This window comes from Streptomyces resistomycificus (assembly GCF_001514265.1).
In the GTDB taxonomy this organism is placed as follows: domain Bacteria; phylum Actinomycetota; class Actinomycetes; order Streptomycetales; family Streptomycetaceae; genus Streptomyces; species Streptomyces resistomycificus.
In genome coordinates, this window is the sequence record NZ_KQ948988.1 from 592562 (window position 1) to 608307 (window position 15746).

Here is a 15746-nt window from a genome sequence, read left to right on the forward strand (position 1 = left end):
CTCTCGCGGCGGCTGCGTCACCAGGCCACCACGAGCAGATCCACGAGTGGGTAACTCGCTCGTCTGAGCTTAACCCGTGGGTAACGAGCGCGCCAGCCCCCGACTTTGTGATGTGGGTCCCGGCCTCCCCGCCGCGCCCCTAATCTCTGCGTCATGGACGAAGAGTTGCGATCACTCACGGAGCGCTTACGGCGGGAGGCGGGCGGATCGGCCGCGTTCGAGCGTCTCGTCGCGACCGAGGAGCTCGACGAGCTGGCCGGAGTGCTCGTGGAACCCGGGCAGCCGCTGTGGGCCAGGGAGCTCGCCGCGTTCCGGCTCGGCGTCGCGGGCGACCGGAGGGCCTTCGAGGCCCTGGTCCTGCTCCTCAACCACCGTGACCCGCCTCGCTGCGCCTCCGCCGCCCACGCCCTGTCCCGCCTCGGTGACCCCCGGACCGCCCGCGCGGCCGCCGCCCTCGCCACCAACGAGCTGCGGGTGGCCTACGCCCTCCACCCGGTCCGGCTCCTGGTGGAACTGCGCGCGCCCGAGGCCGTGCCGGCGCTGATCGCCACGCTGGAACGGCGGCTGCGCCCGCACGACCCCTACCGCCGGGTGGCCCTCGCGTGTGTGGAGGGACTCGGCACGCTGGGCGACGCGCGGGCCAGGCCCGTCCTGGACGAGGCACTCGCGCATCCCTCGCTCGCCGAGGCGGCGGTGCACGCGCTGGCGCGGATTCCCCGGCAGCGGCGGTGAACCGTCAGTGTCCGAGGCGCTTGACGTACCGCACCTCGGGCACGGTGACGCCGTCCACCTCGAAGGGCTCCTCGGCGCCGTCGGCATGGAAACCCGCCCGCTCGTAGAAGCGCCGGGCGCGCGTGTTCTCCTTCAACACCCAAAGGAGCATGCGCGGGTGGGACGAGCGCTGCCGCACCGACTCCTGAAGCAACGCCCGCCCGACCCCGCTGCCGAGGTGCGCGGCGTCGGCGTACAGCGCGTACAACTCGGCGTCATCGGTGGGTGTTTCGCCGGCCCGGTAGGGTCCGTGCGCCGCCCAGCCGACGATCTCGCCGGCCCGCTCGGCGACCAGGTTCACCACACCGTCCGCCGTGTGCGGGAAGCGGGCGCGTCTGCGCTCGGCGTCCGCCGACACGCTGAGGGCGTCGAGATACGACTGCGGCACGAGCCCGCGGTACGCGCTCCGCCACCCCCGCACCCGGATCTGGGAGACCCGGTCGCAGTCGGCGAACCTCATCGGCCGCACCCGCGGGTCCGTCATGCGCCGAGCACCGCGAACGCCTCGATCTCCATCAGGAACTCGGGCCGGACCAGGGCGGTGACCTGCACCGCCGAGGCGGCCGGCAGGCGGTCGTCGGGGATGAAGGCGGCGCGGGCCGCGCGGATCGCCGGCATGTGCGCCATGTCCGTGACGAAGTAGGTGAGTTTGACGACGTCGTCGAAGGTGGCGCCCGCGGCGGCCAGGCAGCGGCGCAGGTTCTCGAAGACCTGCCGGGCCTGGGCCGCGGGGTCGCCCTCGCCGACGAGCCCGCCGTCCTCGTCCAGGGCGAGTTGGCCGGAGACCGCGACGAAGCGGCCGGTGCCCGTGACGACATGCGTGTACGCGGCGGAGGGGGCGACTCCGTCGGGGGCGGGAATCCTCGTCAGCTCACTCATGCGTCCATGGTGGACCATGGGTCCGACAACGCCCCCGACGGGCCGTCAGGCCGTGCTCGGTCTCAGCCGCGGAAGCCCAGCAGACCGTGCAGTGTCGAGCCGCGGGACGACGTCGAAGCCGCCTTCGAGCTCAGCGGCTTCGGATCGGGCAGTGCCGGGCACACCGCGTCCGCCTCGCCGCCACCGCGCGGCACCGTGCCGTCGGTCAGGTACGCCGCCAGGTACTCGTCCAGGCAGGCGTTCCCGCTCAGCGAGACGCCGTGGTTCCCGCCGCCCTGCTCGACCACCAGACTGGAGTGGGCGAGCAGCCGGTGGACCGTCGCGCCGCCCTCGTAGGGGGTGGCGGCGTCGCCCGTCGCCTGGAAGAGCAGCACCGGCGGCAGCTTGCCGTTGGCGACGTTCACGGGCTTTAGAGAGCGGGTCGGCCAGAACGCGCACGGCGCGTTGTACCAGGCGTTGTTCCAGGTCATGAACGGTGCCTTCGCGTACACCGACCAGTTGTCCTCGCGCCACCGGCCCCAGTCCCGCGGCCAGGACGCGTCACGGCACTGCACCGCGGTGTAGACGCTGTAGCCGTTGTCGCCCGCGGCGTCCACGGCGGCGAAGTTCTCGTACGCCTCGACCAGGGGATCGGTGTTCTTGTCGTTCACGTACGCCGCGAACGCCTCGGCCAGGTAGGGCCAGTAGCCGTTGTAGTAGCCGCCGGGGAGGAAGGTGTCCTCCAGTTCCGAGGCGCCCACCGTGCCACCGGCCGGCTTCCTGGCCAGGGCCGCCCGCATCGCGTACCACCTGGCCTCGATCCGCGCCGGATCGGTGCCGAGCCTGTACTCGGCGTCGTACTTCGCGACCCACGCCATGAACGCCCGGTGACGGTCGTTGAAGGCGACGTCCTGGGCGAGGTTGTTCTCGTACCAGACACCGGTGGGGTCGACGACCGAGTCCAGGACCAGGCGCCGTACCCGCTCCGGATAGAGCTTGCCGTAGACCGCGCCCAGGTAGGTGCCGTACGAGTACCCGAAGTAGTTGATCTTCTCGGCGCCCAGTGCCCGGCGGATCGCGTCCATGTCCCGCACGGCGCTGAGCGTGTTGACGTACGGCAGCACGCTCGCGTACTTCTCGCCGCAGGCGGTGGCGAAGGACCTGGCGCGGGCCAGGTTGGCCTTCTCGACTGAGGGCCCGCTCGGCAGCGAGTCGGGGCGCACCGGGTCGAAGTGGCCCGGCCGGCAGTCCAGCGCGGGCTTGCTCGCGCCCACCCCGCGCGGGTCGAAGCCGATGACGTCGTACTGGGACGCGACCGCCTCGGGCAGTGCGGACGCGACGAAACCGGCGAGCGTCAGACCGCTGCCGCCGGGGCCGCCGGGATTGACCAGCAGGGGGCCCTGGTACTTCTTCGCGGTGTGCGGGACGCGGGACAGCGCGAGCGTGATCTGCCTGCCGTGCGGCTTCGCGTGGTCGAGCGGCACCTTGAGGGACGCGCACTGCAGCGTCGGGTAGTCGGTGGTGCCGCACTTCTTCCAGGCGGGTTTCACGGCTTGAGCGGTAGCGGCGGTGATGCTCCGTTGCGCGGAACCCGTGCTGGCGTCGGCCGGGACCGAGACCAATAGCCCGGCCGCGACCGCGGCAGCGCCGCACAGGGCGGTTGCGCGTTTCCTCACGAAACGTCACCTCGCAGGGGAGTACCGGACGGAGGCGCGGCCTGTGGGGCCGACGAGGGCTCCGGGGGTCGCCCCCCGGGAAGATGCGGCATGGAGCCTCCCTGGGTGGAGGAATGTGCGCCGTGCTCGCCACGGCCTTTGCGCATCGTGCACGGAAACCGGGCCTCGAACGACGGGTTCACCACAGAATTCACTGCTTCGGCCTCGACCTGACCGGGACGTCTCATCCCCAGTACGGATGCTCCCGTCGCTCGAGCGCGTGGCTGATTCTCAGCCGCATCGAAGGATGCGTGCGCAGGGAGCCGATGTCCCGCACCTCGACGAAGCGCACGGTCCGCGACTCGTCGCTGGTCCGTGGCACACCACCCTCGACCGTGCCGCGGAAGACCAGCGAGCACTCCTGGCTCACCGTTCCGTCGTCGTACGACGTGACGTGTCCCGGGTCCGAGTACAGGCCGACGAGCCCGGTGACGGTGATGTCCAGACCCGTCTCCTCCCGCACCTCGCGCACCGCCGCCTGCGCGAACGACTCGCCGACGTCGACCATGCCACCGGGCAGCGCCCAGTAACCGTCGTCGGCCCGCTCGATGAGCAGCAGCCGGCCCTCGCCGTCGTCCACCGCGACGTTCACGACCGGCCAGAGCCGGTTGGCGGCAGGGGCGCCGGGATCGTGGTAGTGATCCTGCTTCACTGCTGCTCCTCTCCTGGGAGGAAGGGGCCCGAATCGAGGGAAAGGGCATGGTGACGGGCCGTCATGGGACATGATGCGCCCGTCCGGTGTGCTGTGGGGGGGAGTGTCATGGGCAAGGTGTTCGTCAGCTATCACGAGGCCGACGGAGGGCGGACCGCTCATGGTCTCGTCGAGGCCATGAGAGCGGCCGGCTACGAGGACTGTTTCGCCTATGCCCTCCCCGGCCACGGCCCCACCGTCTCCTACGCCTGGCGCGACGAACTGCGCCGCAATCTGCTGGCCGCGGAGGCCCTTGTCGTGGTCACCACGGAAGGGTCCTCGACCGAGTGGTGCCTCTGGGAGATCTCCGTCTTCCGGGAACGCAAACCCGACGCGCTCGTCGTGGAGTTCCTCAGCGGGGTGCCGCGCGGGCGGAGCACTCTCGACACCCTGCAGACCCTGTCGGTGGACCCGGACGACCCACAGTCCATGGCGCTGGCGAAGAGCACGGCGCTGAGACTGCTCGACGAGGCGGGCGTCACCCGCGGTCCCGCACTGTCCTCCCCCTTCCCGGGACTGACGGCCTTCCAGGAGGAGCAGGCGTCCGTCTTCTTCGGCCGGGACGACGACATCCGGGCGACAGGACGGCCGCTGCTCGGCAACCGTCCCAACGGCGCGCTGGCGGTGATCGGACCGTCCGGCGCGGGCAAGTCCTCACTGGTGCGCGCCGGACTCGTGCCGATGCTGAGGAAGCGTCCGCGCACCCTCGACGGACGTACGCCGCACTGGATCGTGCTGGGGCCCGTGACGCCCGCTCGCGGTGGCCTGACGGCGCTGGCGAAAGCGGTCGCCGGGGTTCGCCGGGACCTGGGCCTGGACGCCGGCACGGCGGCCGAGGTGCTGCGGCGCGTGCGGGCCCGGCCCGAGGAACTGGCCTTACTGCTGGGCGGCATCGTCGAGGCCGTCGAGGACGCACGGCTCCTCGTGATCGTGGATCAGGCCGAGGAACTGCTGCTGTCCGACGCGGACGACGCGCCGCTCTTCGTCCACGCCCTCGCCGAGGCCGTACGCCGCTGCGCCTGGCTCGTGTACACCGTGCGTGCCGACTTCCTTGACGCGCTGATGCGGTTCGAGGCGTTCGAACCCCTGCTGCGGGACCACCACCTCGTGAAGCCGCTGAGCCGTGCGGAGCTGCCCCTCATCATCAACGCCCCGCTGGACACGCTGGGCTGGCGGCTCGACGACCTGGCCCTGGGCCTCGTGCAGGAGGACGCCGCGGGGGAGGCGCTGCCCCTCCTCGCCTTCGCACTCCACCGGCTGTGGGAGTACGTCAACCCGGACGGGAGACGGACGCCGAGGGCCATCACCCGTGGCGAGTACGAGGCCTCAGGCCGGGTGCAGAAGGTTCTGGAGACCCAGGCGGAGGAGGCGTTCTCGATGGCCCGCGACAGCCTCCGCGACCAGGAGCGCAGCTCGGGCAGCGATGCCGGGAGAACCGTCCTCAAGGCGCTCGGGCGCCTGGTGGCGGTGGACGAGTCCGGCAAGTACACCCGTCGGCCGGTGGCGCTGCGCGACCTCACGGACCAGGAACTGCGGCTGCTGCGGCCCTTCGTGGCGTGCCGGGTACTGACGACCGTCCGTCATCCGTCCGAGGACCCGCGGTCCCTGGAGTCCGCCACCGGCGACGGGTGGGAACGCCTCGCCGAGGACGCCTTCGAGGTCGCCCACGAGAGCCTCTTCGACCACTGGCCCCGGCTGCGGGAGAGCCTGGAACGCGATCACGACGCGCTGCGTGCCCGCCGGGAGATCGAGGAGATCGCGGACGACTGGGCCCGGTTCGACCGGCCGCCGGACCAGCTGATCCCCGCCTCGCGGCTGATGCGCCTGCTGTCCGTGCTGTCGCGGCACACCGAAGGAGCCGACGCGGAGGGTGAGTTCGTCGCCGCCTGGCCCGAACTGCGGGACACCCTGCGCGAGCTCCAGGTGTCGCGGACCGCGCTGAGCCTGGTGGAGCAGTCGTTGCAGCGGATGGCCGACGACGAGGTCCGACGCTCCGAGGTGCTGGTCGACAGCGACCCGCGCGCGGCACTGCACATGCTCGCGGGCGACGGCTCGGCCCGGGGCGACGTGCTGGTCCGGCTGCTGTTGCACGCACCCGATCTGGGGGAGTGGCGGCGCCTGCTGCGCCGCGCGATGGCCGCCCATCCCCAGCTGCGTTCGTTCCGGGAGCGGGAGGCGGGACTGTGGGGGGTGGCCTGGTCCCCCGACGACAGCATGGTCGTCACCGGCTCCAAGGACGGCGGCGTAAGGGTCCGGGACGCGGACACGGGCCGGGTGCTCGCCGAGTTCCGGCACGCCCGTGAGGCCAGGGGGGACGGGCCGGGGTGGGTGCGTTCGGTGGACTGGTCGCCCGACGGCGAGCTGATCGCCTCCGTCGCCACGGACGAGACGCTCCGGCTGTGGTCGTGGCGCGCCCGCGAAGAGGTGCGGATCGTGCCGCTGGACGACCGCCCGTGGTCGGTCCGGTTCACCGCGTCCGGCGGTGCGGTCCTCGTCGCCTGCGCAGACGGGTCGGCCCGCGTGTGGGAGGTGGCGGGGGCGTCACGCAAGCCGGTCCGCACCTGCCTCAGCACCGGTGCTGGCCCCGACGGGCGGCCCAGGGCCGTCCGGCTGTGGGACGCGGACATCTCGGCGGACGGCCGGTACGTGGCGGCGGCGCGGGAGGACGGACTGATCGATCTGCACGACCGGGACGGGAAGGTCGTGCAGCTGTCGCCGTTCTCGGACGACGAGGAGCCGCAGGCAGTCCGCTCGGTGAGGTTCGGGCCGTCTCTTCCGGATCTCGTCCGGCTGGCCGCCGGTGACCAGAGCCACCGCGCCACGACCCATGTGCGTACGGCGGACGGGCGAGGCGGCCGGGCGGGGACGTTCGAGGGCCATGAGGACCAGGTGCGGCGACTGGCCTGGTCACCCGCCCACGGGCGGCTCGCGACCGCCGGCGCCGACGCCACGGTCCGGGTGTGGGGCGTGGTCGAGGGGCAGGAACTCCTCACCCTCCGCGGACACGGACAGGGTGTGTGCGACGTGGCCTGGTCGCACGCGGGTGACCGGCTCGCCAGTGCCGCCGACGACGGCAGCGTGCGGATCTGGAAGGTCGGTCCTGAACCCCTGGCGGAACGGGACATCCATGAGGCGCATCGCGTGGCGTGGTCCGCGCGCACGAGCCGGTTGCTGCTGCTCTCGAACTCCGTCACGCACGCCATGGCAGACGTCGCGGTCGAACACGCGTCCGCCGACGTGCCGCCCTCGGCCACGGACGTCCTGAGGATGACGGGAATCGCCTTCGCCTCCTCGCTGGCCTGGTCGCCCGACGAGACACGCTGCGCGGTGGTGAGCGACGGGGACAAGGTGTCGCTGTGGGAGGGATTCGGGCAACCCGGGCAAGGCCCCGGCGAGGTGGTCACGCTGCGGGCGGTCGCCGAACTCACCGACGCACATGACACGGTGACCGACGCGCAGTGGTCCTCGGACGGGGCGTGGCTGGCCGTCACCTCCAAGGACCGGACCTGGCTCCCCCGCGTGTACGACCGCGACGGCCGTCCGTGGCAGAGCGCGACGGGGTGGACCCGCCACGCGAGCTTCCTGAGCGCTCTCGCCTGGCACCCGGTGCTGCCGGAGTTCGCCGTGGCAGGGCAGGACAACCTGATCACCGTGAACTCGCTGGACGCCACGACAGCCGAGTACCGCGGCGACCGGGTCTTCCTGAGCCTCGCCTGGCACCCGGACGGCACCGCCCTCGCCGTCGGCTGCACGGACGGCGGGGTCCTCGTGCTGGACCGCACCGAAGACGGGCTCCGGGCGCGGCGCCCGCTGCTCGGGCACCGGCAGGCGGTCGGCACCCTCGCCTGGTCGCCCGACGGCAGCCTGCTGCTCACCGGCTCGCGCGACGGTACGGCGAAGGTCTGGAGCGGCGCCACGGGCGGCTGTCTGACCGTCCTGCGCGTCCAGGCCGCCTCCCTCCCCGGAACGGTGGAGCAGGTCTTCTGGGCCGGGAGCCCCTCGCTCGCGGCCACGCTGGCGGGAGGTACCGTGCGCTTCTGGGACGTGTCCGACGCGGGGGACCGGCCCCAGTGCGGACCGCCCGGCGGCGACCACGACGACCTGACCGGCCTCATCACGGAGGCGCGGCTGCGGGCGCGTTGACGTCAGAGGCCGTGCCGGGCGAGCGCGTCCACCAGGACCGGTTCGCGCACCCCCACGGGCCCGGTCGCGACCTCGGCGTAGGCCATCCCGGCCCGCGCCGCGGCACCGTCGCACTCGGAGTCGTCCCCCACCATCAGGCACTGCCCGGGCGGCACTCCCAACCGCTGCGCCGCGAGCCAAAAGAGCGCCACGTCGGGCTTGGACGCTCCCTCCTCGTACGACAGCACGTACTGCGCGACATACCGGCCCAGGCCGTGCCGGGCGAACGCCTCGCGGATGTCCCAGGAGATGTTGCTCAGCACGCCGACGTGCACCTCGGCACGCCGCAGGCGTTCCAGGACCGGCAGCGTGTCCTCGTACGGATGCCAGGTGCGGGGGGTGATCAGCCGGTCGTAGACCTCGGGGAACTCCGCGTCCTCCAGTCCGGCGAGCCTGAACAGCTCGGCGTACGCGCGGTGGTTGGCCTTCGACGACACGTCCCGGTCGGCCCAGTCGCGGCGCCGGCCCGGCGACATGCGGGCCACGAACTCCGCCGGGTGCCGCAGCGCGTGGACGACGCGGGCTCGCCGGCCCTCGTCGAGAGGCGACTGCTCGTCGAACAGCCAGCCGTGACCGGGGAGCCGGCCGAACAACGTCCCCGAGAAGTCGAACACCACCGCGCGCGGGCCATCGGTCATGCCTTCATTCTGCGCGCTAGATCAGCGTCAGCTGGGTCGGTTCGGACAGATCGGGCCGGTCGGGCCCGGGCTCCCGGATCCGTCGCGACATCCCCGCGCGCGTGGGCCCGATCCCGTACTCCTGGGCCAGCTCGTGGACCTGACGGGTGATCCGGCGCTGGTACCACTTCGGCGCGTACGCGCCGTCGGCGTACAGCCGCTCGTAACGGGCGACCAGATACGGGTGGTGCTCGGCCAGCCAGGCCATGAACCACTCCCGGGCGCCCGGGCGCAGGTGCAGTACCAGCGGGGTGACCGAGGTGGCCCCGGAGGCCGCGATGGCCCGCACGGTGTCGCGCAGCCGGTCCGGGTGGTCGCTCAGGAACGGGATGACCGGCGCCATCAGGACACCGCAGCCGATGCCGTGCTCGCCGAGCGTCCGTACGACGTCCAGGCGCCGCTCCGGGGCGGGCGTGCCCGGCTCGACGGTGCGCCACAGCTCGGGGTCGGTGAAGCCGACCGAGACCGAGATGCCGACGTCCGTCACCTCGGCCGCCTGCGTCAGCAGGTCGAGGTCGCGCAGGATCAGCGTGCCCTTGGTCAGGATGGAGAAGGGGTTGGCGTGGTCGCGCAGCGCGGCGATGATGCCCGGCATCAGGCGGTAGCGGCCCTCGGCGCGCTGGTAGCAGTCGACGTTGGTGCCCATCGCGATGTGCTCGCCCTGCCAGCGGCTGGAGCCCAGCTGCCGGCGCAGCAGTTGCGGCGCGTTCGTCTTGACCACGATCTGGGAGTCGAAGCCGAGACCCGTGTCGAGGTCCAGATAGCTGTGCGTCTTGCGGGCGAAGCAGTACACGCACGCGTGTGAGCAGCCGCGATAGGGGTTGACCGTCCATTCGAACGGCATACGGGAGGCCCCCGGCACCCGGTTGATGATCGAGCGGGCCCGGATCTCGTGGAACGTGATTCCGGCGAACTCGGGCGTGTCGAACGTCCGCCTGGTCACCGCGTCGGCGCCGAACAGGGCGGCGTCGGCCCGGCTGTGGTCGTCGGACTCGGTGAGGTTCTCCCAGCGCATGAGGCCTCCTCGGTAGCACTGCCCACAGAATAGAACACATGTTCCCTTGATCGTGCGAGCCGTATTTCTGATCGGCCGCGACCGGCCTCGGACCCCCCGATTTGGGCGCCCGGGACCCGGGGTGGTTGGCTTGCCCCAACCCCGAGAACTCAGGTGCTGGAGGAAGTCAATGGCGCAGGTCGAGGCCACTACGGAGCGGGTCGTCGCGGCGGACGCGGAGAAGGTGTTCGACGCCCTCGCCGACTACAGCGGCACGCGCGCGAAGCTGCTGCCCGGGCACTTCAGCGAGTACGAGGTGCGCGAGGGCGGCGACGGCGAGGGCACCCTCGTCCACTGGAAGCTCCAGGCCACCAGCAAGCGCGTCCGCGACTGCCTCCTGGAGGTCAGCGAGCCCACCGACGGCGAGCTCGTCGAGAAGGACCGCAACTCCTCCATGGTCACCACCTGGCGGGTCACCCCGGCCGGTGAGGGCAAGTCCCGGGTCGTCGTGACCACCACCTGGACCGGCGCCGGCGGCATCGGCGGCTTCTTCGAGAAGACCTTCGCCCCCAAGGGCCTCGGCCGGATCTACGACGCCCTGCTCGACAACCTCGCCACCGAGGTCGAGAAGTAACACCGACCGGCGGATTCTCCAGGGACGTTGTCCCTCACCGGTTCGAGTGGATCTCCGCTCGGACCGGCAGGACGCCGTAACTCGTCGCGCTTGCTCATAGTTGTCGCTTATTGCGGGAAATGTGCGGCAGGTGCGACGAGGGGAGCGGTTCGTGGGCGGGACGACTCCGGTACGGGACGAACCGACCCCGGCGCCCTCGTCACCAGGACCGCCCCCGGCCTCGGCCGCCGCAGCGGAACTGAGCCCGCGGCGGGTGCGGTTGGTCTTCGTCGGGCTGATGCTCGCGCTGCTGCTGGCGGCGCTGGAGCAGATGATCGTCGCCACCGCGCTGCCGAAGATCGTCGGCGAGCTGCACGGTCTGGACCGGATGTCCTGGGCGATCACCGCCTACCTCCTCACCGCCACGATCGGACTGCCGGTCTACGGCAAGTGTGGTGACCTCTTCGGCCGCAAGGGCGTCTTCCAGTTCGCGATCGTCGTCTTCGTCGTCGGCTCCGCCCTCGCCGGCCGCGCCCAGTCCATGGACCAGCTGATCGCTTTCCGCGCGGTCCAGGGTGTGGGCGCCGGCGGCCTGATGATCGGCGTGCAGGCGATCGTCGCGGACATCGTGCCGGCCCGGGAACGCGGCCGCTTCATGGGGCTGATCGGCGCCGTCTTCGGTCTCGCCTCCGTCGCCGGGCCCCTGCTGGGCGGCTACTTCACGGACCACCTCTCCTGGCGCTGGTGCTTCTACGTCAACGTCCCCTTCGGCCTGGTCACCATGGCCGTCGTCGCCGTCGTGCTGAAACTCCCGAAGCAGGCGGCCAGGCCCCGGCTGGACGTCCTCGGCGCGCTGCTGCTGGCCGCCGCCTCCACCTGCCTGGTGCTGCTGACCAGTTGGGGCGGCACCGAGTACGCGTGGGACTCGCGGGTCGTCGTCGGGCTCGGCGCCGGCACGGTGGCCGCCACCGTGCTCTTCCTCGTCGCCGAACGCTTCGCGGTCGAACCCCTCATCCCGTTGCGGCTGTTCAGGGACTCCGTCTTCAACGTCACCGGCCTGGTCGGACTCGTGGTCGGCGTCGCCCTGTTCGGCGCCGCCGGCTATCTGCCGACCTTCCTTCAGATGGTCGACGGAGCCTCGGCCACCGAGTCGGGACTGCTGATGCTGCCGATGATGGCCGGCATCGTCGGCGCCTCGATCGTCTCGGGCCAGATGGTCAGCCACACCGGGCGCTACAAGATCCACCCGATCATCGGCGTGGCGCTGTCCGCGCTCGGCATGTGGCTGCTGTCCCGCCTGGAGGCCGACACCCCCAGGCTCCACTACAGCGTCTGGATGGCCGTCCTCGGCGCCGGTATCGGCATGGTGATGCCGGTCCTGATCCTCGCCGTGCAGAACTCCGTGCGCCCCGCCGACCTCGGCACCGCCACCAGCGCCAACACCTACTTCCGGCAGATCGGCGGCAGCGTCGGCGCGGCGGTCTTCGGCACCCTGTTCGCCGACCGGCTGGCCGGCTCCCTCGCGGACCGCCTCCCCGCGTCCGCGGGCGGCCAGCTCCCCGACCCGCAGTCGCTCACCCCGCAGCTCGTCCACGCGCTGCCCCCGGAACTGCGCGACGCCTACGTCCGGGCCTACGCCGACGCCATGCCGCGGATCTTCCTCTACCTGGTGCCGCTGCTCCTCCTCGGTCTGGTCCTCGCCTTCTTCCTCAAGGAGAAACCGCTGGTGTCCCACAACGCCCCCGCCGCGGATCCGCTCACCGCCCCGACGAACGCGTCGATCCCGCAGGCCCGCGCGCCGTACGCCGCCGACATTCCCGTGTACGGCACGGTGCGGCACCCCGACGGGACGGTCGTGCCCCGCGCGGCACTCACCCTGATCGACGTCACGGGAGCGCAGATCGGGCGGGGCACGAGCGGCGAGGACGGAGGCTACGCGCTGTCGACGCCGGGCACGGGGGCGTACGTCCTGATCGCCGCGGCCGGCGGGCACCAGCCGCAGGCGGTCTCGGTGACCGTGGGGGAGCACCCCGTCGAGGTCGACATCGTCCTCGGCGGCGCCGGACGCCTCGCCGGGGCCGTGGTCACCGCCGACGGCACGCTCGTGCGGGACGCCCTCGTCACCCTCACCGACGTGCGCGGCGAGGTCGTCGCGACCACCCGCAGCGGACGCGAGGGCGGCTACGTCATCACCGAGCTGGTGGCCGGCGAGTACACCCTCGCCGCCGGCGCGCCCGCCTTCCGCCCGGCCGCGCTCCCCGTCACCGTCCAGGCCTCCCGGGAGACCCGCCAGGACGTCGAGCTCGCCGGCGGAGCCGTGCTGCGCGGCACGGTCCGGGCCGGCGGCGGACGGCCCGCCGAGGACGCGCGCGTCACGCTCCTGGACGTGGCCGGCAACGTCGTGGACACCCTCACCACCGGCCCGGACGGCGCGTTCCGGTTCGTCGACCTGTCCTGCGGCGAGTACACGGTCATGGCCGCGGGCTACCCGCCGGTCGCCACCGTCCTCCAGGTGGCCGGAGGAGGCCGCACGGAACGGGACCTGCACCTGGGGCACGACGACTGACAACCTGTCAGTAACAAAGCTCCCACGGACCGTTCGCCCTGCTCAGCGCGGGGGCGCCGGGGCGTACGCCGGTGTGATCCCTTGAGGAAATTCCCGTATTGCCGCACATCGTGACCAGCCGGAGCCGTACGGTGGTGAAGGCGGCACAGATCTTTGCGGAGCCGTGGGGAGAGAGGCCTGCGCCATGGACCGTGGCACCGAGAGGGACGCACCTCCCAGCCCCGGAGCTGGGAACGGCACGGCGGAGCACGCCGCGGCCGGACGCATCCCGCTGGCCGTGGTCGTGGTGGACCGCGACGGCCTCGTCTCCCACTGGAGCACGGGCGCGCGGCGGCTGTTCGGCGCCGCCAAGGAAGAGGCGATCGGCCGGTCGGCGCTGGACCTTCTCCCCGTCTCCGGAGCCCTGCCCGAGGAGGACGAGGTCGCGCCCCACGGGCAGTACGCGTCCTTCGACGGTCTCGGGCCCGACCTCGAGTCGTCCCTGGACGGCAGGCTGTCCTACCCTGCCGCGGGCCGCGCCCGCCTCACCGTGGAGGCGGGCGAGGACCGCGTCGACGTCCTGTGGTGGGCGTACCCGCTGATCGGCCCCGGGCGGGAGCGTCTGCTGGTCCTGGCCGCCGACGCGGGCGGGCTGCGGCCGGACTCCGCCGGGCGGGGCGCCGAGGGCGCGGCGTTCGAGCGGATCGCGCCCGGCTTCGCCCTCCACACCGACTTCCCCGGCGCCGACGAACTGGCCCGCAGGCTGCCCGAGATCCTGCCCAGCATGAGCGTGGGCGAGGGCGCCCGCATCGTCGCGCAGATCCTCGAACTGGGCTATCCCGTACTTGAGTTCAGCCAGAACGACCGCGTTCCCGTCACCCCCGACTGGGGCGTGCCCCGCCGCGCCGAGCGCGAGGCCCGCCGCGAACGCGCGGCCCGGGCCATGGCCGAGGGGCGGCCCGTCCCGCAGGACGTCCTAGACGAGGCGGAAGACCTCGAGTACACCGCCGTACGCGAACGTCTGGAGTTCCTGAACGAGGTCAGCGGCCGTATCGGCACCTCCCTGGACCTGGCGAAGACCATCGTCGAGGTCAGCAAGGCCGTCGTGCCCCGCTTCACCGACGTCGCCGGCACCTATCTGCGCGAACAGGTCGTCGCCGGCGAGGAGTTCTCCGAGGGCGTGCCGGACACGACCACCATGTGGCACCGGGTCGCCCTGGAACACACCGACGAGCCCGGCCGCTGGGACGACGTCGTGCCGGTCGGCGAGGCCATGCCGTTCCCGGCGCACACGCCGTTCTTCCAGTGCATGACCAGCGGCGAACCGGTCCTCGTGCCGCGCATCAGCGAACCGATGGGCCACGCCATCGCCTCACAGTTCGAGAAGCGTGACATCCGGCCCCTCATCACGGGCCGCTCCATGCTGGTCGTGCCCCTCAAGGCACGCAACGTGGTGCTCGGCTTCATGATCCTGCTACGCCACCCGGAGCGCGTCGAGTTCAACGACATGGACCGTGTCACCGGCGCCGAACTCGCCGCCCGCGCCGGTCTCGTGCTCGACAACGCGCGTATGTACACCTACCAGGAGAGCGTCGCCGAGACCCTCCAGGACAGCATGCTGCCGCACATCCCGCCGCGCATGGCGGGCTGCGACATCGCCACCCGCTATCTGCCCGGCACCCTCCTCGGACGGGTCGGCGGCGACTGGTTCGACTCCGTGAAGCTGCCCGGCGCCCGCACCGCCCTGGTCGTCGGCGACGTGATGGGCCACGGTCTCAACTCGGCCGCCATGATGGGCCAGCTGCGCACGGCCGTACAGACCATGGCCGCCCTCGACCTGCCGCCGGCCCAGCTGCTGCGCAACCTCGACGACCTCGCCCAGCGCCTCGGCGACACCTACCTCGCGACCTGTCTGTACGCGGTCTACGACCCCATCGCTAGCGAGCTCCACCTCGCCAACGCCGGGCACATCCCGCCCGTCCTGGTCCGGGCCCGGGACGGCGGGAGCGAGCTGCTGGACCTGCCGACGGGCGCCCCGATCGGCGTCGGCGGGGTGCCGTTCGAGGCGGTGCGCGTGCCTGTGGAGCCCGGCGACCGGCTCGTGATGTGCACCGACGGACTGGTGGAGGTGCGCGGCGAGGACATCGGCGTGGGGCTGGCGACCCTGTGCGAGTCCGCCGCGCACCCGGCCGCCTCCATGGACGACGCCTGCGACACGATCATCCGCGCCCTCAACACGTGCGGCGGCCGCAAGGACGACGTGGCCCTGCTGATGACCCGCCTGAACGGCATCGAGCCCGACGACGTCGCCGAGTGGCGGCTGCCCCTCGACCCGGCCCAGGTCGGCCGGGCCCGCGCGGTGGTCCGCGAACAGCTCCACGACTGGGGGCTGGCGAGGCTCGCCGATCCCGCCGAGCTCATGGTCAGCGAGCTCGTCACCAACGCCGTACGGCACTCCCACAGCCGTCCCGTCGACCTGCGTCTGGTGCGCGGGGACACCCTGTTGTGCGAGGTGGACGACGACGACCACGACCTGCCGACGCTGCTGAACACGGGCCCCGTCGACGAGGCCGGGCGCGGGTTGCGGGTGGTGAGCACCCTCGCGCGCGAGTGGGGCACCAGCCGCACGAAGGCCGGCAAGACCGTGTGGTTCGAGCTGACGCTGCCGCGCCGCTGATCCACCCGAGGCGGGGGACGCGA

The 15746-nt window shown here is 72.1% G+C and carries 11 protein-coding genes; 5 read left to right on the forward strand and 6 right to left on the reverse strand.

All coding sequences use genetic code 11. The annotated features are described in order from the left end of the window. Positions 1-153: 153 nt before the first annotated feature. Positions 154-732, forward strand: a complete 579-nt coding sequence (locus tag AQJ84_RS02475; protein ID WP_030040788.1) for an adenylosuccinate lyase — start codon at positions 154-156, stop codon at positions 730-732. 4 nt (positions 733-736) lie between these two features. Here AQJ84_RS02475 and AQJ84_RS02480 read toward each other — a convergent pair whose 3' ends face one another. The 4 genes from AQJ84_RS02480 to AQJ84_RS02495 all read right to left on the reverse strand — a co-directional run bounded on the left by AQJ84_RS02480 (position 737) and on the right by AQJ84_RS02495 (position 3996). Further along, complete coding sequence (locus AQJ84_RS02480) at positions 737-1255, reverse strand: GNAT family N-acetyltransferase (RefSeq protein WP_030040787.1); 519 nt, start codon at positions 1253-1255, stop codon at positions 737-739. Then, the gene (locus AQJ84_RS02485; RefSeq protein ID WP_030040786.1) at positions 1252-1650 is read right to left on the reverse strand and encodes a RidA family protein; all 399 of its coding nucleotides are present in this window, start codon (positions 1648-1650) and stop codon (positions 1252-1254) included. The genes AQJ84_RS02480 and AQJ84_RS02485 overlap by 4 nt, the downstream gene beginning before the upstream one ends. A gap of 62 nt (positions 1651-1712) precedes the next feature. After that, on the reverse strand, positions 1713-3305 hold the full coding sequence (locus AQJ84_RS02490) for an alpha/beta hydrolase (RefSeq protein WP_030040785.1): 1593 nt from the start codon (positions 3303-3305) through the stop codon (positions 1713-1715). Positions 3306-3528: 223 nt separating this feature from the next. Then, positions 3529-3996, reverse strand: coding sequence for an NUDIX hydrolase (locus AQJ84_RS02495; protein WP_030040784.1), 468 nt, complete (start codon positions 3994-3996; stop codon positions 3529-3531). Between the two features lie 108 nt (positions 3997-4104). On the opposite strand from AQJ84_RS02495, the gene AQJ84_RS02500 reads away from it, so the two are divergent. Then, complete coding sequence (locus AQJ84_RS02500) at positions 4105-8178, forward strand: NACHT and WD repeat domain-containing protein (protein ID WP_053190275.1); 4074 nt, start codon at positions 4105-4107, stop codon at positions 8176-8178. Between the two features lie 2 nt (positions 8179-8180). On the opposite strand, the gene AQJ84_RS02505 is transcribed toward AQJ84_RS02500, so the two are convergent. Both AQJ84_RS02505 and AQJ84_RS02510 read right to left on the reverse strand, forming a co-directional pair. Further along, positions 8181-8855 (reverse strand): HAD family hydrolase, encoded by a 675-nt coding sequence (locus tag AQJ84_RS02505; protein ID WP_030040782.1) that lies wholly within the window; start codon positions 8853-8855, stop codon positions 8181-8183. Between the two features lie 16 nt (positions 8856-8871). After that, on the reverse strand, positions 8872-9909 hold the full coding sequence (locus tag AQJ84_RS02510; RefSeq protein WP_030040781.1) for an Rv2578c family radical SAM protein: 1038 nt from the start codon (positions 9907-9909) through the stop codon (positions 8872-8874). 169 nt (positions 9910-10078) lie between these two features. On the opposite strand from AQJ84_RS02510, the gene AQJ84_RS02515 reads away from it, so the two are divergent. From AQJ84_RS02515 to AQJ84_RS02525, 3 genes are all read left to right on the forward strand, one after another. Then, a complete protein-coding gene (locus AQJ84_RS02515) occupies positions 10079-10522 on the forward strand; it encodes an SRPBCC family protein (protein WP_030040780.1) in 444 nt (147 codons plus the stop codon). A 151-nt stretch (positions 10523-10673) separates the two neighbouring features. Further along, on the forward strand, positions 10674-13067 hold the full coding sequence (locus tag AQJ84_RS02520) for an MFS transporter (RefSeq protein WP_030040779.1): 2394 nt from the start codon (positions 10674-10676) through the stop codon (positions 13065-13067). Between the two features lie 184 nt (positions 13068-13251). After that, on the forward strand, positions 13252-15723 hold the full coding sequence (locus tag AQJ84_RS02525) for a SpoIIE family protein phosphatase (RefSeq protein WP_030040778.1): 2472 nt from the start codon (positions 13252-13254) through the stop codon (positions 15721-15723). The last annotated feature ends 23 nt before the right edge of the window (positions 15724-15746 follow it).